General features: G+C 40.7%; 29 protein-coding genes and 1 pseudogene. 27 read left to right on the top strand and 3 right to left on the bottom strand.

Features of this window, described 5'->3' with window-relative positions; genetic code table 11:
- The first annotated feature begins 28 nt into the window (after positions 1-28).
- The 20 genes and pseudogenes from rplF (at position 29) to rpsI (ending at position 12,185) form a co-directional block, all read left to right on the top strand.
- The gene (gene rplF, locus ACZ9AO_RS23130; protein WP_476110682.1) at positions 29-565 is read left to right on the top strand and encodes a 50S ribosomal protein L6; all 537 of its coding nucleotides are present in this window, start codon (positions 29-31) and stop codon (positions 563-565) included.
- A 32-nt stretch (positions 566-597) separates the two neighbouring features.
- Entirely contained in the window at positions 598-960 is a 363-nt protein-coding gene (gene rplR / locus ACZ9AO_RS23125) for a 50S ribosomal protein L18 (protein ID WP_034304989.1), read from the top strand.
- Positions 961-982: 22 nt separating this feature from the next.
- Positions 983-1,483: a 30S ribosomal protein S5 gene (rpsE, locus tag ACZ9AO_RS23120; protein ID WP_034304987.1), complete on the top strand. Its 501-nt coding sequence runs from the start codon at positions 983-985 to the stop codon at positions 1,481-1,483.
- A gap of 16 nt (positions 1,484-1,499) precedes the next feature.
- Positions 1,500-1,682 carry a 50S ribosomal protein L30 gene (rpmD, locus tag ACZ9AO_RS23115; RefSeq protein WP_034304984.1) on the top strand — a complete coding sequence of 61 codons (183 nt, stop codon included), beginning with the start codon at positions 1,500-1,502 and terminating at the stop codon, positions 1,680-1,682.
- A 32-nt stretch (positions 1,683-1,714) separates the two neighbouring features.
- Positions 1,715-2,155, top strand: a complete 441-nt coding sequence (gene rplO / locus ACZ9AO_RS23110) for a 50S ribosomal protein L15 (protein WP_034304982.1) — start codon at positions 1,715-1,717, stop codon at positions 2,153-2,155.
- Positions 2,155-3,450: a preprotein translocase subunit SecY gene (secY, locus tag ACZ9AO_RS23105; protein ID WP_034304981.1), complete on the top strand. Its 1,296-nt coding sequence runs from the start codon at positions 2,155-2,157 to the stop codon at positions 3,448-3,450. The genes rplO and secY overlap by 1 nt, the downstream gene beginning before the upstream one ends.
- 58 nt (positions 3,451-3,508) lie before the next feature.
- Entirely contained in the window at positions 3,509-4,162 is a 654-nt protein-coding gene (locus tag ACZ9AO_RS23100) for an adenylate kinase (protein ID WP_063595510.1), read from the top strand.
- Positions 4,163-4,233: 71 nt separating this feature from the next.
- A pseudogene (locus ACZ9AO_RS23095) lies at positions 4,234-4,685 on the top strand (M24 family metallopeptidase); the annotation flags it as partial.
- Positions 4,686-4,727: 42 nt separating this feature from the next.
- Positions 4,728-4,946, top strand: a complete 219-nt coding sequence (gene infA / locus ACZ9AO_RS23090) for a translation initiation factor IF-1 (protein WP_028390440.1) — start codon at positions 4,728-4,730, stop codon at positions 4,944-4,946.
- 40 nt (positions 4,947-4,986) lie between these two features.
- On the top strand, positions 4,987-5,100 hold the full coding sequence (gene rpmJ, locus ACZ9AO_RS23085) for a 50S ribosomal protein L36 (protein WP_003156543.1): 114 nt from the start codon (positions 4,987-4,989) through the stop codon (positions 5,098-5,100).
- 22 nt (positions 5,101-5,122) lie between these two features.
- A complete protein-coding gene (rpsM, locus tag ACZ9AO_RS23080) occupies positions 5,123-5,488 on the top strand; it encodes a 30S ribosomal protein S13 (protein ID WP_034304978.1) in 366 nt (121 codons plus the stop codon).
- 22 nt (positions 5,489-5,510) lie between these two features.
- Positions 5,511-5,900, top strand: coding sequence for a 30S ribosomal protein S11 (gene rpsK / locus ACZ9AO_RS23075; RefSeq protein ID WP_028390438.1), 390 nt, complete (start codon positions 5,511-5,513; stop codon positions 5,898-5,900).
- Positions 5,901-6,077: 177 nt separating this feature from the next.
- A complete protein-coding gene (locus ACZ9AO_RS23070) occupies positions 6,078-7,022 on the top strand; it encodes a DNA-directed RNA polymerase subunit alpha (RefSeq protein ID WP_476110676.1) in 945 nt (314 codons plus the stop codon).
- 83 nt (positions 7,023-7,105) lie between these two features.
- Positions 7,106-7,468, top strand: coding sequence for a 50S ribosomal protein L17 (gene rplQ / locus ACZ9AO_RS23065; protein ID WP_034304973.1), 363 nt, complete (start codon positions 7,106-7,108; stop codon positions 7,466-7,468).
- Between the two features lie 365 nt (positions 7,469-7,833).
- Positions 7,834-8,673, top strand: a complete 840-nt coding sequence (locus tag ACZ9AO_RS23060) for an energy-coupling factor ABC transporter ATP-binding protein (RefSeq protein ID WP_034304970.1) — start codon at positions 7,834-7,836, stop codon at positions 8,671-8,673.
- Positions 8,649-9,515: an energy-coupling factor ABC transporter ATP-binding protein gene (locus tag ACZ9AO_RS23055; protein WP_476110674.1), complete on the top strand. Its 867-nt coding sequence runs from the start codon at positions 8,649-8,651 to the stop codon at positions 9,513-9,515. The genes ACZ9AO_RS23060 and ACZ9AO_RS23055 overlap by 25 nt, the downstream gene beginning before the upstream one ends.
- Positions 9,515-10,312: an energy-coupling factor transporter transmembrane component T family protein gene (locus ACZ9AO_RS23050; RefSeq protein ID WP_476110672.1), complete on the top strand. Its 798-nt coding sequence runs from the start codon at positions 9,515-9,517 to the stop codon at positions 10,310-10,312. The genes ACZ9AO_RS23055 and ACZ9AO_RS23050 overlap by 1 nt, the downstream gene beginning before the upstream one ends.
- A 14-nt stretch (positions 10,313-10,326) precedes the next feature.
- The gene (truA, locus tag ACZ9AO_RS23045; RefSeq protein WP_048677922.1) at positions 10,327-11,067 is read left to right on the top strand and encodes a tRNA pseudouridine(38-40) synthase TruA; all 741 of its coding nucleotides are present in this window, start codon (positions 10,327-10,329) and stop codon (positions 11,065-11,067) included.
- Positions 11,068-11,334: 267 nt separating this feature from the next.
- Positions 11,335-11,772, top strand: a complete 438-nt coding sequence (gene rplM, locus ACZ9AO_RS23040; protein WP_034304960.1) for a 50S ribosomal protein L13 — start codon at positions 11,335-11,337, stop codon at positions 11,770-11,772.
- Positions 11,773-11,792: 20 nt separating this feature from the next.
- Positions 11,793-12,185, top strand: a complete 393-nt coding sequence (rpsI, locus tag ACZ9AO_RS23035) for a 30S ribosomal protein S9 (RefSeq protein WP_034304957.1) — start codon at positions 11,793-11,795, stop codon at positions 12,183-12,185.
- A 127-nt stretch (positions 12,186-12,312) separates the two neighbouring features.
- Here the strand turns inward: rpsI and ACZ9AO_RS23030 are convergent, their stop codons facing one another.
- Positions 12,313-13,761: a DHA2 family efflux MFS transporter permease subunit gene (locus ACZ9AO_RS23030; protein WP_476110669.1), complete on the bottom strand. Its 1,449-nt coding sequence runs from the start codon at positions 13,759-13,761 to the stop codon at positions 12,313-12,315.
- Positions 13,762-13,931: 170 nt separating this feature from the next.
- Here ACZ9AO_RS23030 and ACZ9AO_RS23025 point away from each other — a divergent pair, with 170 nt between their 5' ends.
- From ACZ9AO_RS23025 to ACZ9AO_RS23005, 5 genes are all read left to right on the top strand, one after another.
- On the top strand, positions 13,932-14,480 hold the full coding sequence (locus ACZ9AO_RS23025) for a TetR/AcrR family transcriptional regulator (protein WP_476110667.1): 549 nt from the start codon (positions 13,932-13,934) through the stop codon (positions 14,478-14,480).
- Positions 14,481-14,746: 266 nt separating this feature from the next.
- Complete coding sequence (locus tag ACZ9AO_RS23020; protein ID WP_251543572.1) at positions 14,747-15,277, top strand: ECF transporter S component; 531 nt, start codon at positions 14,747-14,749, stop codon at positions 15,275-15,277.
- 574 nt (positions 15,278-15,851) lie between these two features.
- Complete coding sequence (locus ACZ9AO_RS23015; protein WP_034304952.1) at positions 15,852-16,277, top strand: DUF2521 family protein; 426 nt, start codon at positions 15,852-15,854, stop codon at positions 16,275-16,277.
- 82 nt (positions 16,278-16,359) lie between these two features.
- The gene (gene cwlD, locus ACZ9AO_RS23010) at positions 16,360-17,076 is read left to right on the top strand and encodes an N-acetylmuramoyl-L-alanine amidase CwlD (RefSeq protein WP_251543570.1); all 717 of its coding nucleotides are present in this window, start codon (positions 16,360-16,362) and stop codon (positions 17,074-17,076) included.
- A gap of 139 nt (positions 17,077-17,215) precedes the next feature.
- The gene (locus ACZ9AO_RS23005; RefSeq protein WP_048677927.1) at positions 17,216-18,274 is read left to right on the top strand and encodes an Mrp/NBP35 family ATP-binding protein; all 1,059 of its coding nucleotides are present in this window, start codon (positions 17,216-17,218) and stop codon (positions 18,272-18,274) included.
- A 45-nt stretch (positions 18,275-18,319) separates the two neighbouring features.
- Here the strand turns inward: ACZ9AO_RS23005 and gerD are convergent, their stop codons facing one another.
- Positions 18,320-18,880 carry a spore germination lipoprotein GerD gene (gerD, locus tag ACZ9AO_RS23000; protein ID WP_063595505.1) on the bottom strand — a complete coding sequence of 187 codons (561 nt, stop codon included), beginning with the start codon at positions 18,878-18,880 and terminating at the stop codon, positions 18,320-18,322.
- A 137-nt stretch (positions 18,881-19,017) separates the two neighbouring features.
- Between gerD and ACZ9AO_RS22995 the strand changes: the two genes are divergently transcribed.
- Positions 19,018-19,698, top strand: a complete 681-nt coding sequence (locus ACZ9AO_RS22995; RefSeq protein WP_251543566.1) for a KinB-signaling pathway activation protein — start codon at positions 19,018-19,020, stop codon at positions 19,696-19,698.
- A gap of 93 nt (positions 19,699-19,791) precedes the next feature.
- Here the strand turns inward: ACZ9AO_RS22995 and pdaB are convergent, their stop codons facing one another.
- The gene (pdaB, locus tag ACZ9AO_RS22990) at positions 19,792-20,544 is read right to left on the bottom strand and encodes a polysaccharide deacetylase family sporulation protein PdaB (protein ID WP_048677930.1); all 753 of its coding nucleotides are present in this window, start codon (positions 20,542-20,544) and stop codon (positions 19,792-19,794) included.
- 132 nt (positions 20,545-20,676) lie between these two features.
- On the opposite strand from pdaB, the gene ACZ9AO_RS22985 reads away from it, so the two are divergent.
- Entirely contained in the window at positions 20,677-20,913 is a 237-nt protein-coding gene (locus ACZ9AO_RS22985) for a hypothetical protein (protein ID WP_251543564.1), read from the top strand.
- Positions 20,914-21,193 lie beyond the last annotated feature (280 nt).

Here is a 21,193-nt window from a genome sequence, read left to right as displayed (position 1 = left end):
CATTTTCACAAGAATGGAGGTGCACATTATGTCTCGTATAGGTAAAAAACCTATTGAAATCCCTGCAGGCGTAACAGTTACTGTTACTGGAAGTGAAGTAACTGTTAAAGGACCTAAAGGTGAATTATCTAGATCATTCAGTCCTGACCTTTCAATCGTTGTTGAAGAGAACGTGTTAACTGTTACACGTCCGTCTGACGAGAAGAATCACCGTTCTTTACACGGTACTACTCGCGCACTTATCTCTAACATGATTGAAGGTGTATCAACAGGTTTCGTAAAATCACTTGAACTTATTGGGGTTGGGTACCGTGCACAAAAGCAAGGTAACAAGCTTGTCCTTAACGTAGGATATTCCCACCCTGTAGAAATAGAGCCAGAAGCTGGCGTTGAAGTCGAAGTTCCTTCTAATACAAAAGTAATCGTTAAAGGTGCAAGCAAAGAACGTGTAGGAGCTCTAGCAGCTAATATCCGTGATGTTCGCCCGCCTGAACCGTATAAAGGTAAAGGAATCCGTTACGAAGGCGAATTCGTTCGTCGTAAAGAAGGTAAAACTGGTAAGTAATGCCGCATAAGTAAACGAAAGGAGTGACGTAAATGATTACGAAGCTTGATAAAAATGCTACTCGTCAGAAAAGACATGCGCGTGTACGTGCTAAGCTTTCTGGAACAGAAGCTCGTCCTCGTTTAAATGTGTTTCGTTCAAACAAACACATTTACGCACAATTAATTGACGATGCAAAAGGCGTAACATTGGCAAGTGCTTCAACTCTTGATAAAGAGATCGGTATCGAAGCAGGTAGCAATGCTGAAGCAGCTCAAAAAGTTGGCGAACTTATTGCGAAACGTGCTGTTGAAAAAGGTTTCAAAGCTGTGGTTTTTGACCGCGGTGGTTACCTCTTCCATGGTCGTGTTAAAGCATTGGCTGACGCTGCTCGTGAAAACGGCTTAGAATTTTAATGGATAAGGAGGGACATAACAGATGCGTAGCATTGATCCTAATAAATTAGAACTTGAAGAACGCGTAGTTACAGTAAATCGTGTAGCTAAAGTTGTTAAAGGCGGACGTCGTTTCCGTTTCACTGCACTAGTTGTTGTTGGTGATAAAAATGGTCATGTTGGATTTGGTACTGGTAAAGCTCAAGAAGTTCCGGATGCTATCCGTAAAGCTATTGAGGATGCTAAGAAAAATCTAATTACTGTACCAATGGTTGGTACTACTATTCCTCACCTTGTGAACGGTCGCTATGGCGCAGGTCACATTCTATTGAAACCAGCTTCTGAAGGTACAGGAGTAATTGCTGGTGGTCCTGTTCGTGCGGTACTTGAATTAGGCGGAGTTAGCGATATCTTGTCTAAATCACTAGGTACTAATACACCTATTAATATGGTTCGCGCAACAATTGAAGGATTGAAGCAATTGAAACGTGCTGAAGACGTAGCTAAGTTACGTGGAAAATCAGTACAAGAACTGTTAGGATAAGGAGGGAAATCGAATTATGGCTAATAAATTAGAAATCACCCTCACTCGCAGCTTGATTGGTCGTCCTGAAGATCAACGTGTTACAGTTAACACTTTGGGTTTACGCAAAATGCATCAAACGGTTGTTCAAGAAGATAACCCTGCGATTCGCGGTATGATTACCAAAGTTGCTCATCTTGTTACTGTAAAAGAACAATAAAATAATTTTTAACTTAACAAGGAGGTGCCAACATGAAACTTCATGAGTTAAAAGCTGCAGAAGGTTCTCGTAAAGAACGTAAACGTAAAGGTCGCGGTATTGGATCTGGTAACGGTAAAACAGCAGGTAAAGGACACAAAGGACAAAACGCTCGCTCCGGCGGCGGTGTGCGTCTTGGATTTGAAGGGGGTCAAACTCCTCTATTCAGACGTTTACCTAAACGTGGATTTACCAACATCAACCGTAAAGACTATGCTATCGTGAACCTTGATACGTTAAATCTTTTCGAAGACGGTACTGAAGTAACACCAGCTCTTCTACTTGAGACTGGCGTTGTAAGTAAAGAAAAAGCAGGAATCAAGATTCTTGCCAAAGGAAGCATTGAGAAAAAGCTTACTGTTAAAGCTCACAAATTCTCGTCTACTGCTAAAGAAGCTATCGAAGCTGCTGGCGGTAATACAGAGGTGATCTAATGTTTCGCACGATCTCCAATTTTATGCGCGTGGGTGAAATAAGGAATAAGATTATTTTTACCCTTCTAATGTTAATCGTCTATCGCATCGGTACATTTATACCTGTACCGCATGTGAATGCCGATTTTCTCGCTGAACAGGACCAGCTGAGCGTCATCGGGCTTTTAAATACCTTTGGCGGCGGGGCACTGCAAAACTTTTCCATATTAGCGATGGGTATCATGCCGTACATCACGGCATCCATCATCGTTCAGCTGCTACAGATGGATGTTGTTCCTAAGTTCACTGAATGGTCTAAACAAGGGGAAGCAGGGCGCCGTAAATTAGCGCAATTCACTCGTTACTTCACTATTATCCTAGGATTTATCCAAGCAGTTGGAATGTCCTATGGGTTCAATAATATGTCAGGTGGACAGTTGATTGAAAATCCTGGAATTGCAACATACTTGCTTATTGCGACTGTCTTAACGGCAGGAACAGCTTTTCTTTTGTGGTTAGGGGAGCTGATTACTGCTAAGGGTGTGGGTAATGGGATTTCCATCATTATCTTTGCTGGTATCGTAGCTAGTTTGCCTACTACGGCAAATCAGATTTACGCACAGCAATTTGAAAATGCCGGTGATCAATTATTCTTACGAATCATAACGATTATCCTCATTGTTTTAGCAGTATTAGCAATCGTGGTTGCTGTTATCTTCATTCAGCAGGCATTACGTAAAATTCCTATTCAGTATGCGAAACGTGCTGCGGTAGGTCGTACGCAAATGGGTGGCCAGTCTACTCATTTACCATTGAAAGTAAATGCTGCGGGGGTTATTCCGGTAATCTTTGCAATGGCATTTATTATTACTCCCACTACAATCGCTTCTTTCTTTGGAAAGAACAGCGTGACTAGCTGGATATCAACAAATCTTGATTACACCAAACCAATTGGTATGATCATATATGTTGCTCTTATCATTGCTTTTGCGTATTTTTATGCTTTCATACAGGTTAATCCTGAACAAATGGCTGAGAATTTGAAAAAGCAAGGTGGCTATGTGCCGGGGATTCGTCCAGGTAAGAGTACACAAGAATATTTAACACGTGTTTTATACCGTTTGACGTTTGTAGGCTCGATATTCTTGGCCATCATTGCCGTTTTACCGGTATTTTTCATTAAGCTTGCTGATCTACCTCAATCTGCACAGATTGGTGGTACCAGTTTGCTGATCGTAGTCGGGGTTGCCCTTGATACGATGAAGCAGCTGGAATCACAACTTGTGAAGAGACACTATAAAGGCTTTATAAAGTAATGAGTTTTGGGAACGGTTTGTTCCCTTTACCCATTATAGAGTTTGAGGGGGAAGAAAATTGAATCTAGTGTTAATGGGTCTGCCGGGTGCTGGTAAAGGCACTCAAGCCGAACAAATCGTAGAAAAATATAATATCCCTCATATCTCTACTGGAGATATGTTCCGAACAGCTATCAAAGATGGAACAGAACTAGGTCTAAAGGCGAAATCATTCATGGACAAAGGCGAATTGGTACCTGATGAAGTTACCATTGGCATCGTACGTGAACGTTTAAGCAAGGAAGACTGCCTAAGAGGATTTTTGCTTGATGGATTTCCACGTACAGTGGCACAGGCAGAGGCACTTGAAAGCATTCTAACTGATTTAGATCGCAATATGAATTTTGTCATTAATATCGATGTTGATAAAAGTATCTTAATGGAAAGATTGACAGGACGTCGTATTTGCAAATCATGTGGTGCGACATACCATCTTGTATTCAATCCTCCTGCTAAAGATGATGTATGCGACCGCTGCGGCGGAGAATTATATCAACGTGCCGACGATAATGCTGAAACGGTTCAAAATCGCTTAGATGTGAATTTGAAACAAACCAAGCCGCTTCTTGATTTTTACGGAGACAAAGGTTACTTGGTCAACATTAACGGACAGCAAGATATTAATAAGGTATTTGAAGATATCGATGTGTTGCTTGGTGCTTTACAAAATTAATCATATGTATTGATTTATGAAATTCATACCATTTTTATAACTTACTAGTTAAACTTGGTGCATTCCTATAATACAAAGGGTATAATGGATTTCGCGAGAGCATTCGCACATTTATTAATCAGGTTCTTGTACTTGGTATTCCCTGAATTGGGCGATTACTTTTTAAGTGATCTTCATGGACATATCCGGTCGGCAAAATTGATGAAGAAATGCAGTGACTCTATTGGGATTCCTAAAGAGTCGTGATATAGAGGGTTGAAAGAAGCTATGTCAGGCGTGCGCCTTTCAAACATCTCCCATGCTATTCAAACCTATGTCGAGACTAATTGCTTCTCTATTTCGAGAGTATGTCGGTCACGGAATCGGTCAAGACTTACATGAGGACCCATAAAATCCTCATTTCGGTCCAACTGATAAAGGTCCTCAGTTAAAGCCTGGTTCTACAAAATGGTGAATACTTGATGCAGAATTGTAAGACTTATGAGGATAATTGGACTGTAGTAATGTTGACGGAAAGATGTGCACCTTTAATAGGTTCACGCATAGAGAAGGGAGAATCACTTTAATGGCGAAAGATGATGTAATTGAAGTAGAAGGCACAGTACAAGAGACTTTGCCAAATGCAATGTTTAAGGTAGAATTAGAAAATGGTCATACTGTTTTAGCTCATGTATCCGGTAAAATTCGTATGCACTTTATTCGCATTTTGCCTGGAGATAAAGTTACGGTTGAGCTTTCCCCGTATGATCTAACTCGCGGCAGAATCACATACCGGTTCAAATAATCCGGTTACGCTCCGATCTGTATAAGGAGGTTAGATAGCAATGAAAGTCAGACCATCAGTCAAACCAATCTGCGAAAAGTGTAAAGTTATCCGCAGAAAAGGTAAAGTAATGGTTATTTGCGAAAACCCTAAACATAAACAAAAACAAGGCTAAATAGAAGGAGGTGCACTCAAGCATGGCACGTATTGCTGGAGTAGATATTCCCCGTGACAAACGTATTGTTATCTCATTAACATATATATATGGTATTGGAAAACAAACAGCGATCAAGATTCTTGCAGAAGCAGGCGTTTCTGAAGAAACTCGCGTTCGTGACTTAACGGAAGACGAATTGAACAAAATTCGTGATATCATTGACAAGCTTAAAGTAGAAGGCGACCTTCGTCGTGAAATCTCCCTAAACATCAAACGTTTAATGGAAATCGGTTCTTACCGTGGTTTACGTCACCGTCGTGGTCTTCCTGTTCGCGGTCAAAATACAAAAAACAATGCTCGTACGCGTAAAGGACCTCGTCGTACTGTAGCTAACAAGAAAAAATAATTAGTAAAGGAGGTTACTTTTCATGGCACGTAAAACTAATACACGTAAACGTCGTGTGAAAAAGAATATAGAAACTGGTATTGCACATATTCGTTCAACATTCAATAACACTATCGTTACGATCACTGACTCTCATGGTAATGCTATTTCTTGGTCAAGTGCTGGAGCTCTAGGATTCCGTGGATCTCGTAAATCCACTCCATTTGCTGCACAAATGGCTGCTGAAACAGCTGCTAAAACATCAATTGAACATGGTATGAAAACTCTTGAAGTTACAGTTAAAGGACCTGGTGCTGGACGTGAGGCTGCCATTCGTGCACTTCAAGCTGCTGGCCTAGAAGTAACTGCAATTAAAGATGTAACTCCAGTTCCACATAACGGATGCCGTCCACCAAAACGTCGCCGTGTTTAATTTTTCTGTATAGATTTTGTATTCCTGTCAATAATGGGATATAATACTGAGTTTGCGTTCTTACAGAGGATTAATTTTCAGTTGTTGCGCACAGCGGGAACGTATACATGGGGAATTTCGGTTTAAGTGACTTCGTTTACTTGCCGGGGTTTTGACGTTTTGAAGGAGGGTTTATTGATGATCGAAATAGAAAAACCAAAAATCGAAACGTTTGAAATCAACGACGATACCAAGTACGGTAAATTCGTCGTAGAGCCACTAGAGCGTGGGTATGGTACTACATTGGGTAACTCCTTACGTCGTATTCTTTTATCCTCACTCCCAGGTGCTGCTGTCACAGCTATACAAATTGATGGAGTGCTACATGAGTTCTCAACAATTGAAGGCGTCGTGGAAGATGTAACATCTATCATTCTAAATGTGAAAAAACTAGCTCTTAAGATTTACTCTGATGAAGAGAAGACGCTGGAAATTGACGTTCAGGGTGACGGAGTCATCACGGCTGCTGATATCACTCATGATAGTGATGTAGAAATTCTTAATCCGGATTTATATATTGCTACAATTGGTAAAAACGGTCATATGCGTATGCGTTTATCTGCACGTCGCGGCCGCGGCTACACTCCTGCTGTTCAAAACAAGAGAGAAGACCAGCCAATTGGTGTAATTCCAATCGATGCTCTTTACACTCCGGTTTCACGCGTATCTTTCCAAGTTGAAAATACACGTGTTGGACAGTTGTCTAACTTTGACAAGTTAACGTTTGATGTTTGGACTGATGGCAGTACTGGTCCGCAAGAAGCGGTAGCACTTGGAGCTAAGATTTTAACAGAGCATTTAAATATCTTTGTTGGTTTAACCGATGAAGCTCAAAATGCTGAAATCATGGTTGAAAAAGAAGAAGATCAAAAAGAAAAAGTTCTTGAGATGACGATCGAAGAATTAGACCTTTCTGTTCGTTCTTACAACTGCTTGAAACGTGCTGGAATCAATACCGTTCAAGAGCTAGCTCATAAAACGGAAGAAGATATGATGAAAGTACGTAATCTAGGTCGTAAATCACTTGAAGAAGTGAAAGCGAAACTAGAAGAATTAGGCTTAGGTCTTCGTAAAGACGACTGATAACATGGCGGAATCAATCCATTATGTTGTGAGCCTTGTTATTGACACACAATATAGAACTTCAACAAAGGAGGGAATCTCTAATGGGTTACAGAAAGTTAGGACGCACTAGCGCACAACGTAAAGCATTACTTCGTGATTTAGCTACGGATCTTATTATCCATGAGCGCATTGAAACTACTGAAGCACGTGCAAAAGAATTACGTTCTGTAGTAGATAAAATGATCACTCTTGGTAAACGTGGTGACTTGCATGCACGCCGTCAAGCTGCATCTTTCATCCGTAACGAAATCGCTGACGCTGAGAATGGCACAGATGCCCTTCAAAAATTATTCAGTGACGTGGCTCCACGTTATGAAGAACGTCAAGGTGGATACACTCGTATCATGAAAGTTGGTCCACGCCGCGGTGACGGTGCACCAGTCGTGGTTATTGAATTAGTTTAATAACAACGATGAAAAAGGGCGGGACAAATGAATATACTCACTTGTTCTATGCCCTTTTTCTTTTTTTAAATAGAAATTCTGTACTTTAGAAATTCGCATTGAGTGTTACGATGGCTGGCGGAACCTGTATCATGCAGGGAGCCTTCACGTCTAGCTCAAGCATCCCTTCCCGCTTTTGATAAGCGATTATAAGATAACCTGTTTTTCGTAACAGGCCCGCTGTTAGCTGCTCTTAATTTACCGAAAATTCTTTCGGTGGAAGGGGTGCAGCGTTTTTTTATATTTTCAGAAGGAAAAACTACTATATTTATATTGGTGAGCAGAGCTTAGTTTAGGCGAGTGCAGTCGAGGATGAGGAGGGCCACATGGTGAAGAAGCTGGTTTCTTTAAATAATATTGTTTTTAAATATGAGGGTCAGTCTCGAAACGCCTTGGATGATGTTTCTTTTGATATTCATCAAGGGGAGTGGCTAGCGATTGTCGGACATAATGGTTCTGGCAAGTCGACATTAGCGAAGTTATTGAATGGCCTTCAGTTCGCTAACTCAGGTACCATTACGATTAATGATCAACTTTTGACGGAAGAATCCGTTTGGGATGTACGCCAGAAAATTGGCATGGTTTTTCAAAACCCAGATAATCAATTTGTAGGCACTACAGTTCAGGATGATGTGGCTTTTGGTTTAGAAAACGCCGGTGTTTCTCAGCAGGTTATGGTGGAGCGTGTTCATGGTGCGTTAAATAAGGTTAAGATGAATGCCTTTCTTAATCAAGAGCCGCACCATCTATCCGGCGGTCAAAAGCAAAGAGTGGCCATTGCAGGTGTAATAGCCTTGCAGCCAGACATAATCATCTTAGATGAAGCAACCTCCATGCTTGACCCAAGAGGCCGTGAAGAAGTGCTTGAAACAGTTAGGGAATTAAAACAGGAAAACGAGATCACTGTCATATCAATCACCCATGATCTTGAGGAAGCTGCGAAAGCCGATCGAATGATAGTCATGAACCAAGGTCGGTTATATCGTGAAGGATCGCCTCAGGATATTTTTGAGTTAGAGGAAGAATTGATTGCTCTTGGACTGGATATTCCCTTTTCAGTGAAACTAACCAAGGAGTTACAAAAAAATGGTGTTCGTGTAGTTGATGGGCATTTGACAGAGGAAGAGTTGGTGAAGGATTTATGCGAATTACACTCGATGATGTAGAATACCGCTATCAGGTGAATACTCCTTTTGAACATCTAGCCCTTCATGATGTCAATATTTCTATGGAGCCGGGAACCTATACCGCAATCATCGGGCATACAGGGTCCGGGAAATCCACGCTACTGCAGCATTTGAATGCTCTTTTAAAACCGACGAAGGGTAGGGTTTTCATTGGGGATCGGACGATTGAAGCCGGAAGAAAAGAAAAGGCTTTGCGGCCAATAAGACAAAAGGTCGGAATTGTTTTTCAGTTTCCGGAACATCAGTTATTTGATGAAACGGTTGAAAAGGATATATGTTTCGGTCCTATGAATTTTGGCGTTTCTGAAATCGATGCAAAGAAACTTGCCAGGAAAGCCATTGCGCAAGTCGGATTGAATGAGGAAGTTCTTGAAAAGTCTCCTTTCGACTTATCCGGCGGACAAATGCGACGGGTGGCCATCGCTGGGGTACTTGCCATGGAACCGGAAGTATTGGTCCTTGATGAGCCTACAGCGGGACTGGATCCGCGAGGACGCAAAGAAATCATGGATATGTTTTATGATCTGCATAAAGCAAGGGGCATTGCAACGATTCTGGTGACCCATAGCATGGAGGATGCAGCCAAGTACGCGGATGACATCATTATCATGCATAAGGGTACGGTGTTCAAAAAAGGAACCCCCCAGGAAATTTTCTCAGAGCCGGAACAATTAATGGAGCTAGGCCTGGATGTTCCTGATACGGTCCGCTTTCAGCTAAAGCTCCAGAAGGAACTTGGTGTTCGATTTGATCATCCATGTCTTAATATCGGTGATTTAGCGATAGAAATAGATAAAGCCATGAAACGGGGGAACCGCTGATGCTGGATAAAATGATTATCGGGCGTTATGTCCCTGCAAATTCATTGATGCATAAGATGGACCCAAGGGCTAAACTGCTCCTCGTGTTCCTGTTTGTTTGTGTCGTCTTTTTGGCGAATAATGTCGTTTCTTACGGTTTGCTTGCTGTATTCACCATCCTTTTGATCAGTCTTTCCAAAATACCGCTTCGCTATCTTTATAATGGGTTGAAGCCAATCTTTTTCTTGATCGTATTTACATTCCTTCTCCATATATTGTTTACGAAGGAAGGGGAATTGCTTTTTGAATACGGTTGGTTTGAAATCTATGAAGGCGGTTTGATTCAAGGTTTTTTCATATCCATTAGATTTACTTTACTAATCCTTGTTACGTCACTTTTAACTTTGACGACATCCCCGATATCCATTACAGATGGGATGGAAGAGCTGTTGGGACCTTTGAAAAAGTGGAAGATGCCTGTACATGAACTGGCATTGATGATGTCCATTGCCCTTCGATTCATCCCAACGCTAATGGAGGAAACGGAAAAAATCATGAAGGCCCAAACTGCAAGGGGCGTTGACTTTTCATCTGGCCCGATAAAGGACAGGGTTAAATCGATTGTACCTCTGCTGGTTCCTTTATTTGTTAGTTCGTTCAAACGGGCGGAGGAATTGGCCACTGCCATGGAATCAAGAGGATACCGTGGCGGGGAAGGCCGCACGAAATATCGCCAATTGAACTGGAAGACGAGTGATAGTCTTTTGATGGTCTTAATAGGTGTTCTAACGGTCATGTTATTTTTATTACGTTCATAATAAGGAAGAGAACTATGCCAAAATATAAATGTGTGATCGCTTATGACGGCACGGATTTTGCTGGCTATCAGGTGCAGCCTGAGAAACGCACCATACAAAGTGAATTCGAGGCAGTCTTGGCCCAAATGCATAAAGGCACAATTATAAAAGTGACTGCTTCAGGCAGGACAGACTCAGGGGTCCATGCAAAGGGGCAGGTACTTCACTTTGAGTCCCCCCTTACATTCCCTACTGAAAATTGGATAAAGGCGTTCAGCGCGCTTCTTCCGACCGATATCATCGTTCTGGAAGTCGATATCGTGCCTGACGATTTTCATGCGAGGTTCCATACTACTGGGAAAGAGTACCGTTATATCGTAGCCCGTTCGAAACTGCGGGATCCGTTTAAGCGGAATTACGCCTATCATTATCCATACCCATTAAATGTGGAGGCGATGAGGGAAGCAATCTCCTATTTGATAGGGACACATGACTTTACAAGTTTTTGTTCGGCAAAAACGGAAGTGGTCGATAAAGTTCGAACCATAAAAGAAATGGATTTTGAAGAGAGCGATGATTTCATGGTTTTCCGCTTCGTTGGCGAAGGCTTTTTATATAATATGGTGCGTATCTTGGTTGGGACGCTCCTGGATGTCGGCAGCGGCAAGATGTCACCCCATGATATGAGCGGAATTTTGGACAAGAAGGACCGCAGCTTTGCAGGGAAAACAGCACCTGCCCAAGGCTTGTATTTATGGAAAGTATTTTACAAATAAAAATATTTTCAAAGTGATACCAGTTTTTTTACAAATGGGTAATGGGCTGAAATCAGTAATGGAGCGGTTTGATGCTATACTGAGCTTTTCATGGAGTTGCAGAGAGTGTTTTATAGACAACTTATCCTAGTGTAACATTCCCTTGACAATGAATCTGGGAGAAGTTAATATAATATGGTATGTATTTTAATCCCACGATAAGCCCCGGAAGTTTATTGTGATTGAAAATAAATATAAAAAATTAAAAAGTTTTTTAGGAGGTTAACCATGCGTACGACATTTATGGCGAAAGCTAATGAAGTAGAACGTAAATGGTATGTGATTGACGCTGAAGGCAAAACTTTGGGTCGCCTTTCTACTGAAGTAGCATCCATCTTACGTGGTAAACATAAACCAACTTTTACACCGAACATTGACACTGGTGATCATGTAATTCTTATCAATGTTGAAAAAATCCATTTGACTGGTAAAAAATTGACTGACAAAATTTATTACCGTCACACTATGCATCCAGGCGGTCTTAAAACTAGAACTGCTCTTGAAATGCGTACAAACTACCCTGAGAGAATGCTTGAACTTGCTATCAAAGGTATGCTTCCAAAGAATTCTCTTGGTCGTCAAATCTACAAAAAATTACACGTATACGCTGGAGCTGAGCACCCACACGCTGCTCAACAACCAGAAGTATACGAATTACGCGGATAATTACTAAGGAGGTTACTATCTTGGCACAAGTTCAATATTATGGTACTGGTCGCCGTAAGAGCTCAGTAGCTCGTGTACGTTTAGTACCAGGCGAAGGTCGCATCGTTATTAACGGTCGTGACATCAATGAATATATTCCTTTTGCAGCATTACGTGAAGTTGTTAACCAACCACTAGTTGCAACAGAAACTACTGGAAATTACGACGTTCTAGTAAACGTTAGCGGTGGTGGATATACTGGTCAAGCTGGAGCAATCCGTCACGGTATCGCTCGTGCATTGCTACAAGTTGATCCAGAATACCGTCCATCTCTTAAAACTGCTGGTTTACTAACTCGTGACCCACGTATGAAAGAACGTAAAAAATACGGTCTTAAAGGCGCACGTCGTGCACCTCAGTTCTCAAAACGTTAATTCTATTACGGTTTCGAAAGGCTCTCAACCATATTGGTTGGGGGTCTTTTTTTTGACCGGAAATATTAAAAAAGCATATCCGTGATCTCCCGGATATGCTTTATTTTAAATATTTCAGTTAACAATCTTAGTTTTGAGATTCACCTTCACTTTTTTTGATTGCGGCTTTTTTCGGCATGAAGCTTGCAATTATTAATGCCACAAAAGATAAGGCTAGCATGAAAACATAGGCATCACTTGAGCCAAGGATGGAAGCTAATGCCTCTAGTTCTATAGCTGTAATGTTTTCATTTTCCATTGATAGTTCAGAGGCATGTGAAGTTGCCTGCATTGTATATACTGTGATGACAACTGCTGTTCCGATGGCACCTGACAATTGGCGAATGGTATTATTTACAGCTGAACCATGGGAACCCAATTCTCTTGGTAAAGCATTCAAGCCTGCTGTATTTAATGGCATGGTAATGAAGCTCAAACCAATTCGTAATATTATGGTACGAACCATGATATAGATATACGTCGTTGATTCGCTTATATCTATGACTCCCCACATCGAAACAATGATGAATACCAAACCTGTAATAAAGAGTGGTTTAGCACCATATTTATCAAACATTTTACCTGTCACAGGGGATAAGAAGGCATTAATTACAGCTCCGGGTAATAGCAGTAAACCTGCTTCAAATGCTGTAAAACCTCGTCCATTCTGCAAGTAGATTGGCAAAAGTATTAAATCCGCATACATGATCATCGTAATTAGTACATTGATGAAGGATGTAAGCGTGAAAACTTTATACTTGAATACAGTTAAATTTAATAATCGGTCGCTCGATTTCATTTGACGTAAACAGAATAGAGTCGACACGGTCATTCCGACGATTATTGCAGTGATGACAACGGGATCTTCCCATCCCTTGCTTCCTGCGCTACTAAACCCAAATAATATACAGCCGAAACCAATCGTTGATAAAATGACACTTGTGATATCCAATTTTGCTTTTGTTGTCTCTGCAACATTCATTAAATATTTGAACGCTAGAACGATGACGATTAGTAAGAATGGGATTAACCCAATGAATAGCCATCTCCATGAAACATATTCAATGATAAAACCAGATAAGGTCGGGGCTATGGCCGGGGCAAAAATTATCGCAAAGCCGATTGTCCCCATGATGCTTCCGCGCTTTTCACTAGGATATAAATATAAAATAACCGTCATCATTAGAGGTATAATAATCCCGGCACCGATTGCTTGTATCATTCTGCCCGTTAACAGCACGCCAAAATTCCCCGCACATGCGCAAAGTACAGAGCCGATGAGCAAAAAGAACATCGAGCTAATAAAAAGCTGCCTTGTTGTAAACCGTTGCATTAAAAAGGCAGTGATTGGCACTAAAACACCGTTCACTAGCATAAACCCTGTAGATAACCATTGTACAGTTGCAGCCGTTACATCAAATACTTCCATTAAACCACTCAATGCAACATTTAATAAAGTCTGATTTAATGTTGATAAAAAACAACCGGCAATCAGTACAATTAATAAAACTTTTTTATTTCTTTCAGTAATGTCCATTCGTAAACTCCTTCATTTTTGACTTGCATTATCAACACCATGTCGATAAAATCGATGGTAACAAAAATATATGTTACTTACCATGAACAGTTTTCTTGAAAGTGTTCACTAATCGACATAGAAATTTATGCTGTTGAGAAAGTTAAAGAAAATCTATAAAGGAGAATAAAATGTCTATACTTAAAAAAGAAGATCCTCGTACAATTCGCTCAAGGGAAATGTTTAAAAATGCTGTCATTGCACTCTTATGCGAGGACCCCATTATTTCAAATTTAACGGTCCGGGAAATAGCAGCCAAAGCAGGGCTGAATCGGACAACATTTTACCTGCATTATCAGGATATTCAAGATTTATTAACGCAAATCACCGATGAGATTCTAAATGAGCTATCTGAGAAAATATTTGCTTTAATACATGCAAAAGACTTATCGGAAAAACAACAGCTAACACAATTGCTTGATAATTTATATATCCATCGGAATTATTTACTTATTTTATTTAAAACGAATCAGTTTGAGGACCAGTTGTTTCTATTGTTAAAGCAATTGGTAGAAATTAGAAGGAAGAATACTGAAAAGGATCTACCTGCTGAATATGTTGACATTGACATTAAAACAGCCTCATTGGTAGGCATTATAATATGGTGGTTAAGAAAGGGGCTTCATTTTAATTCAGATTATATTGCCAATCAAATTTATTTAATGTACAGAGTGCAATGATTCTTAAACCGTTAGAATGAATTTGAATTTCATTGGCCACATCATGCTCCATGAACCCTTCTGCGTCATGATATAAATCCTTCCAAGTCCCCAGCCACAATGCGATTTAACGCCGTAGGGAGGGTGCTTCGGATGTTGGGGATGATAGGTCCCATTTGTTTACACATGAGTTTATTTGTGGAATACAGAATTATTTGTAAAATCGATATTTATTAAGTCTCTGTTTAGGAGTATGATAATACTTAAAAAAAGAAAGAGGACTTCATATGAATTCAACATACTCACCGATTGAAACAACTAAAACAAAAGCTTTGGTCATCAATGCGCTATTCATTGCATTAACCCTTGTAGCGACAATGTTCATCAACATCAAGCTCCCGATAATGGGTAACGGCGGCCTGATCCACCTGGGCAACGTCCCCCTTTTTATAGCAGCATTGGTATATGGGAAAAAAACAGGGGCGATAGCAGGTGCCTTCGGTATGGCCTTCTTCGATCTTTTCTCCGGCTGGGCAGCATGGGCACCGTTTACATTCGTCATCGTCGGAACAATGGGCTTTCTAGCAGGCCTAATATCCGAAAAGGTACCGGGCAAAAGAGAACTTGTATACACGATCGCCGTTGCCGTTGCATTGATCATTAAAATCGTCGGCTACTATTTTGTCGAAGTTATTCTTTATGGTAACTGGATACAGCCATTTGGCTCCATCCCCGGAAACGTAATGCAGGTCGTAATAGCCGGAATAATCGTCGTGCCTCTAGCTGGCCGGTTAAAGAAAAGGGCTGGACAGGTATAAAGTGAAACGAATATAGGAAGCCATTCAAACTTTGTGTAGTACCAGCGACTGGATATTGTACTGTGCTTTATGAACCTCTGGCAGTTCATCCTGCCAAGTAGGGATGTATTAAATGACTTCGCTATCATAAAATGTTATATCATGTTAGAAAGGGACATCCGTTTACCACGGATGTCCTTTTTATCAATAGATCACAAAGCCTGAAGGTGCCTGAGGGGTGGCTGGCTTGAATTTAAGGAAGAACACAACATGAATAATCAGTTGTGATCAATGTAAGACATGCGCAGTGAGCTACCCAAGTCGCAAGGCCTGCCTCGGGTAGCATCCTAAAGTGACGGGTTACGGGTGATAGTACCAATTTTTTCTGCAAGTAAACATCATCCGAAATGTTTGGGCTGTCCTTTTAAGCTTCTTATGGAAGATAGCCTAGGATAGGCATTTCAATTACCTGCCGAACCTATCCTCATTAATTTTTGCCAATGGAATAAATGAATGGTTCAAAATAGAACGCTAAAACTAAATTATGTCTTGGGAAATAATTTTGGGAAATGGGGAATTGCCCCGGAGGTGAATTATGGCTGTGATATTAGGTTTACAGGAGATGCAAAGGGAAAGGCAATTGAAGTTCGAACGCAGGTTGCTCAGGGAACTTTCTATCGAGGATATGAAGGGGAGGATTCAGCGTTATTTCGGACAGGATTTGATGGATGTTTTGGAGGAAGGCTACTTCGATGTTGCCATCGAGGCTTATTTATTAGGAGCGAACTATAGTAAGTTTGGCTATTATGGGGAGTCGGAAGATGATGTAAGGTCCAGGTGCTGGAAGGAAGAGAAGTTTTTGGTCGATACTCTTTTTAACTTTATTTTGTATTGGCGGGAAGTTACAGCGAATAACGCTTTCGATGAAGGATTGTTTTATTGTTGTGAAGGATTTGTAGGCGATTGGTGGCTGGACGGTTTTAAGACTGGAGAAAAACGATATAAAATGAAACTGCATTAAGAAGGCAAAATCCCATTCCTTGTTCTAATTCCATGGTTTGTCCCATACTTTTTAGTAGAGAGATCATGGAAGGGGAACGGTCATGCGCAGAAAGCTGAAATATACAGGAATCGCTATGGGATTGTTTGTCCTTTTTTTAATTGTGACTTTTAAATTCGTTGAAGATGATTCTTGGGACTCCTGGAACCTTCCGTTGGCAGGGAAGGTCATCATTCTTGATGCAGGCCACGGAGGAATGGACGGCGGGGCAAATGTACAAGACATAATGGAAAAGGAAATTGCCCTTTCCGTTTCATTAAAGGTCAGGGACTATTTGCAGGAACAAGGTGCACTTGTCATCATGACCCGTGAGAAGGATGAGGATCTGGCACAGGGTAATACAAAGGGGATCCGCCAGCGAAAACAGGAGGACTTACGGAATCGGGTTAAAATGATCAATGATTCGGAAGCGGACTTATTCTTAAGCATTCATTTGAACTCTTTTCCATCGGCGTCATCGAAAGGTGCCCAAACCTTTTATACAAGCAGGTTTGAGGAAAATGAACAGGTGGCTAAATTCATTCAGACTGAAATCATCAGAAACCTGGAAAATACAAAGCGTGATGCAAGAACGATTAATCATGTGTATTTGATGAATTATGCTAAGAAACCAGGAGCGCTTGTGGAAATTGGCTTTCTTTCCAATTCTGAGGAAAGGGAACGCCTTATCAGCGATAAATACCAGGAAAAGATTGCTAGTTCGATTTATATGGGGATTTTACGGTACTTCACAGAAGAAAAACTATCGGATGACGAGTGATGTCGGGGTCTTGTAAGGTACAAGGCCTTTTTATCATGGGGAAATAATCTGGTCTCGCATGCAAGGCAGATAATAAGTTTTCTTTCGGTAATATGTTATACTGAAAAATGGGAAAATAAAATTCAAAGGGGTGCTCGACTTGTTAACAGAAGAGAAAGTACTGAATTTATTAAAGGATCTTAAAGACCCTTTTCTACATAAAAATCTTGAAGAGACAAATGGAATTATAGAAATCAAAATAAAACCTGAAAAGAATCATGTAAGCGTTAAACTTGCGATTGCGAAAACGGGGACTGCCGAGCAAATGCAAATGCAATCCGAAGTTGTGGACTTGCTGAAAACGAACGGAGCGGAATCGGTAGGCATCCGTTTCACGGAACTTTCAGAAGAGGAATTAGCCAAGCATCGTGAGAGCATTCCCCAGGGTGAGGCGGACCAAGGTTTGCTTGGACCTAACAGCAAGACACAATTCATCGCGATCGCCAGTGGTAAAGGCGGAGTGGGAAAATCTACGATCTCAGTGAATTTCGCCACTTCACTTGCTCGTTTAGGCAAAAAGGTCGGACTGGTTGATGCCGATATTTACGGATTCAGCGTACCTGATATGATGGGGATAACAAAACGACCGGTTGTTCGCGGGGAAAAAATCATTCCTGTGGAACGGTTTGGCGTCCAAGTTATCTCAATGGGCTTTTTTGTAGAGGATAACGCGCCAATCATCTGGAGAGGGCCGATGCTGGGTAAAATGCTTAACAGTTTCTTTAATGAAGTGGAATGGGGAGATTTGGACTATTTGGTCCTTGACTTACCGCCGGGTACAGGCGATGTTGCATTGGACGTGCATACGATGCTCCCTTCATGTAAAGAAATCATTGTTACGACACCGCATCCGACTGCAGCCTTCGTTGCTGCAAGAGCTGGTGCCATGGCCATCAAGACAGAACACGAAGTCATTGGTGTCATAGAGAATATGTCATTTTTCGAAAGTAAAACGACCGGTGAAAAGGAATATGTATTCGGAAAAGGCGGCGGAGAGAAGCTTGCAGAAGAGCTTCGTACAGAAGTTTTAGGTCAACTTCCCCTGCAACAGCCAGATTGGAACGAAGAGGACTTTGCTCCATCCATCTACGCAGCGGACCACAGGCTTGGCAGGATTTACGAAGATATTGCTAAAAAGGTCATTGAAAAACTGCAATAAAAAGAAGGCTGATTCCGATTGGGAATCAGCCTTCTTTCATTCTTTTTACTTTTTCTCCTTCTCGGCCGCTTTTGTGGCTGCTTTATCCAATTTCTCTTGCATTTTCGCTTGGACGAGAGGACTCTCCATGGTCTCGATGATCAGCTCTTTATAGACCGATCGCATTTCCTTGGTTTTTAATAATTTATTCATTTCTTTTTCCATATCCGGTTCTTTCATTATTTCCATGAGCATTCCACGATACTGAGGATCAGCAGTTAAGTCCTTCAATACCTTTTTATGTTCGTCTTCTAATGCTTTAGCATAAGCGGAAGCAAATTCAGGATCACTAAATGTCTTTTTCCAAAATTCCTTCCCTTTATCTGAAGTGACCATATCTTCAATGGATTTCTTAATGGCATCCGAATCCATAATAAGTTCAGCTTTCGTTTTATCATCAGTAATGATATCCTGGATGGCTTTTTTTCCATCATCTGTCTTCAAGATATCGACGACCATTTTCTTTGTCTCTTCGTACTCCATTTTTTCTGCGCCTGTTCCATTTTGAGCACAACCGGAACAAACGAGTAAGAATGACGTGAAAAGCAAAGCAACTCCCACTCTCATACGCAGGGCCCCTTTCATCCTTCTTACTGTTAATATGGTTCCAATCGTCGATATTATTCCTTGGTGGAATAAGTGGATTTTTCCAAATTTGGTTGGTACAATTAAGGAAATGAAATAGAAATGTATGGAGGAAAACAATGAACAGCCGTAATTTAGTTAAATTGTTTTTAACAACATTGCTTATAGGTGGCGTAACTGGCGGAGTTGTAGGGTTCTTGGCTCGATGGAGTGAGTTTAAGCCTTATTTTTCTTCTTTTGAAGTCAGTGCCATCCTATCAACTTTTATTTGGTTATTCGGTGTTGGATTAATTTTCAGTGTCATAAGCCAAGCTGGCTTTTTTGCCTATTTAACGATACATCGTTTTGGTCTGGGGATATTTAAAAGCGCTTCCTTATGGAATGCGGTTCAACTTGTACTCATTCTTTTTGTTGTATTCGATCTTGTTTACCTGCGATATCTTAGCTTTGGTTCAGGCGAGGGACTCAGTTCGTATATCGTGTTAGCATTGGTTGTATTGGCCGCAGGGCTTATTACAGCTTATTTCAAAATGAAACAAACGAATAAACAGTCTTTCATACCGGCCTTGTTTTTCATGGTCGTGGTCACGGTATTGGAGTGGGTACCTGTCCTGAAAACCAATGATGAAGGCTGGCTTTACTTCATGCTGTTTCCATTGCTAGTCTGCAATGCTTATCAATTATTGGTCCTTGGCAAATTGATTGAAATTTCACAAAAGGAATTGGCCGATAGAAGAGAGCGTAAGCAAACTCCAGCAAAGGGAAAGATGAAAGCCGGTCAATTAGGTAAAGGCAGCTAACCTATATGTAGGCCGGACCTTACATAAAGAAATCAAAACAGAAAAACTGCGTACTAAAGGTTCAAGGAGACCATTAGTACGCAGTTTTTTCAGTTAGCGGACTTCCTCACTGCTTGCTGAGGAATTGGAAATCATCTCTGAAACGTTAACGAAGTTTAAATTTTTTGATCGAAGTTCACTTAATAACTCCGGTAATGCTTTATTCGTTTGTTTTGCTGAGTCTGAAGCATGTAATAAAATGATATCACCTTTTTGGGCCTTGGTGATGTTCTGTACGATCCGATCCACACCTGGATTGGTCCAATCCTTCGAATCGATGCTCCAATGGACAACGGTATATCCAAATTTCTCGCTGATCTTCAAGAGTCGTTTATCAAAGTGGCCGGTGGGAGCGCGTAAAAGTTCTATATTCTTTACATTAAGTTTTTTAAATGCTTCCTGGGCTTTAGAAATATCCCGGATGATTTCTTGATCTTCCATTTCGGTATAATCCTTATAATCGTAACCAAGCATGCCGATTTCATATCCTTCTTTCACAATTTCAGCTACTATGTCAGGGTGGCGTTCTGCCCAAGATCCCGAAAGGAAAAAAGTGGCCGATTTAATCTTTTCTCTTTTTAATGTCTCTATTATCGGAGCGGCTTTCTCATCACCCCAGCCAATATTGAACGTGATCGCAACATTCTTTTCCCCTTTATAAACCGCTTTCGGCCCATCTTCCGTTGAAAAAACGGGGGCATGAAGAATGTTTTGTACAAAAAGAAACCAAGCGGTAAAAAGTGCGGTAAGCAAAATTAACGAATAATACTTGATGTTCTTGGCTTGAAGCACCATGAAAAATTTCATTAATCCATCCCCTTGTCCAAAGTACTCTTGTCTTCAAATTTATGCGCGAGGATTATTGTTATGCAAAAAAACGGGTTGAAAATTCATAAAATTGATGGGAATGGGGAATGATGTCTGATGGAGGTGTGAACCATGCTCGGTTTATTGATCAATGACAAAGAAAAAATGGAATTGGAGTACCTTTTAAAAAGAGAGATGGATGAAATACTATTCGATTTGCAGGATGACAGAATCGATCACATAGTCAAAAGGGCAATAAACGAGAAATATAACATCCTTTTCAGGCTGTTTAAAAGGGTGAGCACCGAGGAGGAGATCCTAATTTATATGAAGGGGAAATCGAATTTATCCAAGTGGAATCAGTCATGAAATTTAAAAGTGAATTAAATTCAAAAAACCTATTGACTATTGATTTATACGCTGGTATATTATAAAAGTTGCTGCAACGTCAAAGCATTTGAAAAAGAATGATAAAAACTTTTTTTAAAAAAGTTGTTGACGAAGTGGTAATAAGATGTTAAGATATTAAAGTCGCTAAGAGAGATGGCGAACAAATTGCTCTTTGAAAACTGAACAAAACAAAGCGCCAACGTTAAATTTTAAGTGAGCACACACTATCAAAAAAGCAAATGAGCAAGTCAAACATTTC

It is taken from the genome of Peribacillus sp. TE19612, assembly GCF_056279465.1.
The sequence above is the reverse complement of the archived record's forward strand: the minus strand, read 5'-3'. Positions and strand labels throughout refer to the sequence as shown.

Excerpts from the sequence above, each read along its gene's own strand:
- rplM (WP_034304960.1), top strand. The coding sequence starts at position 11,335 with ATGCGTACGACATTTATGGCGAAAGCTAATGAAGTAGAACGTAAATGG.
- ACZ9AO_RS22985 (WP_251543564.1), top strand. The coding sequence starts at position 20,677 with ATGCTCGGTTTATTGATCAATGACAAAGAAAAAATGGAATTGGAGTAC.
- rplQ (WP_034304973.1), top strand. The coding sequence starts at position 7,106 with ATGGGTTACAGAAAGTTAGGACGCACTAGCGCACAACGTAAAGCATTA.
- rpsK (WP_028390438.1), top strand. The coding sequence starts at position 5,511 with ATGGCACGTAAAACTAATACACGTAAACGTCGTGTGAAAAAGAATATA.
- pdaB (WP_048677930.1), bottom strand. The coding sequence starts at position 20,544 with ATGAAATTTTTCATGGTGCTTCAAGCCAAGAACATCAAGTATTATTCG.
- ACZ9AO_RS23015 (WP_034304952.1), top strand. The coding sequence starts at position 15,852 with ATGGCTGTGATATTAGGTTTACAGGAGATGCAAAGGGAAAGGCAATTG.
- rplO (WP_034304982.1), top strand. The coding sequence starts at position 1,715 with ATGAAACTTCATGAGTTAAAAGCTGCAGAAGGTTCTCGTAAAGAACGT.
- rpsM (WP_034304978.1), top strand. The coding sequence starts at position 5,123 with ATGGCACGTATTGCTGGAGTAGATATTCCCCGTGACAAACGTATTGTT.
- ACZ9AO_RS23030 (WP_476110669.1), bottom strand. The coding sequence starts at position 13,761 with ATGGACATTACTGAAAGAAATAAAAAAGTTTTATTAATTGTACTGATT.
- cwlD (WP_251543570.1), top strand. The coding sequence starts at position 16,360 with ATGCGCAGAAAGCTGAAATATACAGGAATCGCTATGGGATTGTTTGTC.
- ACZ9AO_RS23025 (WP_476110667.1), top strand. The coding sequence starts at position 13,932 with ATGTCTATACTTAAAAAAGAAGATCCTCGTACAATTCGCTCAAGGGAA.
- rpmJ (WP_003156543.1), top strand. The coding sequence starts at position 4,987 with ATGAAAGTCAGACCATCAGTCAAACCAATCTGCGAAAAGTGTAAAGTT.
- rplF (WP_476110682.1), top strand. The coding sequence starts at position 29 with ATGTCTCGTATAGGTAAAAAACCTATTGAAATCCCTGCAGGCGTAACA.
- infA (WP_028390440.1), top strand. The coding sequence starts at position 4,728 with ATGGCGAAAGATGATGTAATTGAAGTAGAAGGCACAGTACAAGAGACT.
- ACZ9AO_RS23020 (WP_251543572.1), top strand. The coding sequence starts at position 14,747 with ATGAATTCAACATACTCACCGATTGAAACAACTAAAACAAAAGCTTTG.
- rplR (WP_034304989.1), top strand. The coding sequence starts at position 598 with ATGATTACGAAGCTTGATAAAAATGCTACTCGTCAGAAAAGACATGCG.
- ACZ9AO_RS23055 (WP_476110674.1), top strand. The coding sequence starts at position 8,649 with ATGCGAATTACACTCGATGATGTAGAATACCGCTATCAGGTGAATACT.
- secY (WP_034304981.1), top strand. The coding sequence starts at position 2,155 with ATGTTTCGCACGATCTCCAATTTTATGCGCGTGGGTGAAATAAGGAAT.
- ACZ9AO_RS23050 (WP_476110672.1), top strand. The coding sequence starts at position 9,515 with ATGCTGGATAAAATGATTATCGGGCGTTATGTCCCTGCAAATTCATTG.
- rpmD (WP_034304984.1), top strand. The coding sequence starts at position 1,500 with ATGGCTAATAAATTAGAAATCACCCTCACTCGCAGCTTGATTGGTCGT.
- ACZ9AO_RS23070 (WP_476110676.1), top strand. The coding sequence starts at position 6,078 with ATGATCGAAATAGAAAAACCAAAAATCGAAACGTTTGAAATCAACGAC.
- ACZ9AO_RS22995 (WP_251543566.1), top strand. The coding sequence starts at position 19,018 with ATGAACAGCCGTAATTTAGTTAAATTGTTTTTAACAACATTGCTTATA.
- gerD (WP_063595505.1), bottom strand. The coding sequence starts at position 18,880 with ATGAGAGTGGGAGTTGCTTTGCTTTTCACGTCATTCTTACTCGTTTGT.
- truA (WP_048677922.1), top strand. The coding sequence starts at position 10,327 with ATGCCAAAATATAAATGTGTGATCGCTTATGACGGCACGGATTTTGCT.
- rpsE (WP_034304987.1), top strand. The coding sequence starts at position 983 with ATGCGTAGCATTGATCCTAATAAATTAGAACTTGAAGAACGCGTAGTT.
- ACZ9AO_RS23060 (WP_034304970.1), top strand. The coding sequence starts at position 7,834 with ATGGTGAAGAAGCTGGTTTCTTTAAATAATATTGTTTTTAAATATGAG.